Consider the following 2,522-nt stretch of genomic DNA (forward strand, 5'->3'; position numbering starts at 1 on the left):
ACATCCGATCGCTCACCCGGCGGATCAACGAGATCGAGGGCCGATTGGGTGTCCGCGTACAGGTTGACGTGACGTTGCGGGTACAGGCTCACGTGTCGGTGTCCGGCTGGGGTTTATGGTGCCGGTTCGTCGGCAGTGCTGACAAGGTCCGCTCGGTCCTTGAGCCGGTAGGACGGTCCGTTGATTGCGATGACCTCGCAGTGGTGCAGGAACCGATCCAGGATCGCCGTGGCCAAGACCTCGTCTCCCAGGACGGTGCCCCATTCGGCGAAGGTCTTGTTGCTGGTGATGATCGTCGAGCCCTTCTCGTAGCGGCGTGAAACCAGCTGGAAGAACATATTGGCCTCCGCGCGGTTGAGTGGGAGATAGCCGACTTCATCGATGACCAGCAGTGACGGTCGGGCCAGACTCGAGAGCTGCTTGGGCAAGGTGCCGAGGCTGTCTGCCTTGCGCAGCTTGCGGACCAGGTCGTCCAGCGTGGTGTAGTAGATTGAGTGGCCGGCCCGGCACGCGGTCACCGCCAGCGCCACGGCGATGTGGGTCTTGCCCACGCCGGGCGGGCCGAGCAGAGCGATGTTGGCTTTGCGTTCGACGAACTCCATCGCCGCGAGATCCTTCAAGCGCCGGGCATCGACGCCAGGTTGGAACGCAAAATCGAACTCCTCCAAGGTCTTGTGGTGCGGCAGACCGGAGAGCTTGAGCGCGTTGCGAAACCGGCCCGACTCCCGGTGGGTGACCTCCTCCTCGAGCAGCTGGTCGAGAAAGTCCAGGTACCCCAGCTGAGACTGCTCAGCACGGGTCGCGGCGTCAGCTGCGGCGGCGGCCATGTGCGGCAGCTTGAGACGCTGCGCGGCGGCGGTGATCCGACTGATGACGAACTCGCTCACGAGGCCTCACCCGCCACCAGCTCGTAGGACGCCAACGGCCGTCGAATATCGGGAACCGGGTCCATCGAGGCCAGATAGTGCGCCAGCACCGAGGACGACTCCTCCGGCCTGGCAGATGCCCCGGCCCGGTCGGGCTCGGTGTGACAGACGGCGCGGCCGACCCCGTCGGGCAGGCCGTCCCAGTGGGTGGGGTCGATGATCCACTCGTGCGACCGGCCGCCACGCCGATGGACCGCCAGCACCTGGGCGGGGTCCTCCAGGCGGCAGACCTTGATGCGGCTGGCTGTGGCACGGACCAGGACCTTCTGCCTCGCCGTCACCTGGGAGGCGGGGACCGAGTAGTGGTCGGACTCGAACGAGATCAAACAGTCCTTGCCCACCGTGCGCACGTGATCGTCGAAGATCTCGTACTCCGTGGCCGGCAGCGGGCCCAGTGCGGCGTGATCCGTTGCGGCGGCCTCGGCGATGACCTGCCCGTGGGTGCGGTGAACCTGGCCGCGGCGGATCTTCACCCACCGGGCGAAAGCGGCATCAACGTCGCCGACCGAGCGAAAGCGGCGGCCGGCCACGACGTGGTCTCGCACGATGTCGACCTGCCGCTCCACCCGGCCCTTGCCGGTGGGCCGGTAGGCGGCCAGCACATCGATGCCGTACCCGTAGTGGCCGGCGAACGCGGTGGCTGCGGCGGTGACCGGGACCGCTTTGCCTGGGGCCACATGGCGGCGCACCACGGTCTTGAGGCGGTCGTAGACGATCACGGCCGGGACCCCGCCGAAGTGGTCGAAGGCCCGCCGGTGGCAGTCGAAGAACGTCGCGGCATCCATCGAGGTCACGAAGCAGCAGAACGGGTCCCGCGAGTACGACAGCGTCATGTGGAACGAGTACACGCGAACCCCGGTGCCCAGCAGATCTCCCTCATCGCCCCAGTCGACCTGGGCCTGGGCCCCGGGCAGAGTGGCGATGCGTCGGTGCAGACTCCCCGCTCCCGGTTCGTCGAGGCCGAGCTCGGCGCGGATCTGGGGGCGGCGGGAGCGGCAGTAGGTCTTGACCCGCTGATAGTGCACATGCACGTCGTGCTCGTCGGCGAGACGCTCGCAGATCACAGTGGCCTTGATATCGATGCAGGCTCGCAGCATCGCATCGATCAGCGCTGCGATCACCTCGGTGATCGCAACCTTCTGCGTGCCCTTGCGCGAGGGCGCCGACGGCGGCGCCGTCGCGGCATCCTCGGCCAGGTACTTGCGTACCGTGCGCCAGTCACAGCCGCACTCGCGACCGATCTCGGCGTACGTCATGCCGGTGGCATGCAGCTGTTTGAAACGTCGGATATTCATCCAGGACTCCTGATCCAGGATCATGGGGGTGGGCCACCCTTCGGAAATCGTCAACTTGCCGGAAGACGACTCCAAGGGTGGCCCACCCACCTCGGCGAACAACTACGGAACGCCGAACACCGACCTGCACATGAACCTGTCCCCAAACCGACATATCAGGGTGTACGCGGACATTGGGCACGCTGGTGCGCGCGAATCACCAGCACTTGCTTGACGTGCCGGGCCTCGGGGTGCTCGGAGCGGCCACGATCATCGGCGAGACCGCCGGGGTCAGGCGGTTCAAGTCCAAAGACGCCTTCGC

2 protein-coding genes are annotated in these 2,522 nt (G+C 66.6%); both read right to left on the reverse strand.

Features of this window, described 5'->3' with window-relative positions; translation table 11 throughout:
- Positions 1 to 113: 113 nt before the first annotated feature.
- Positions 114 to 887: an IS21-like element helper ATPase IstB gene (gene istB, locus G6022_RS14345; RefSeq protein ID WP_182639195.1), complete on the reverse strand. Its 774-nt coding sequence runs from the start codon at positions 885 to 887 to the stop codon at positions 114 to 116.
- Entirely contained in the window at positions 884 to 2,221 is a 1,338-nt protein-coding gene (istA, locus tag G6022_RS14350) for an IS21 family transposase (RefSeq protein ID WP_206682176.1), read from the reverse strand. The genes istB and istA overlap by 4 nt, the downstream gene beginning before the upstream one ends.
- Between the last annotated feature and the right edge of the window lie 301 nt (positions 2,222 to 2,522).

The organism is Dietzia sp. Cai40 (assembly GCF_014145165.1).
Lineage (GTDB): Bacteria > Actinomycetota > Actinomycetes > Mycobacteriales > Mycobacteriaceae > Dietzia > Dietzia natronolimnaea.

Bases quoted from the DNA above. Each gene is read 5' to 3' on its own strand.
- istA (WP_206682176.1), bottom strand. From the start codon at position 2,221: ATGAATATCCGACGTTTCAAACAGCTGCATGCCACCGGCATGACGTAC.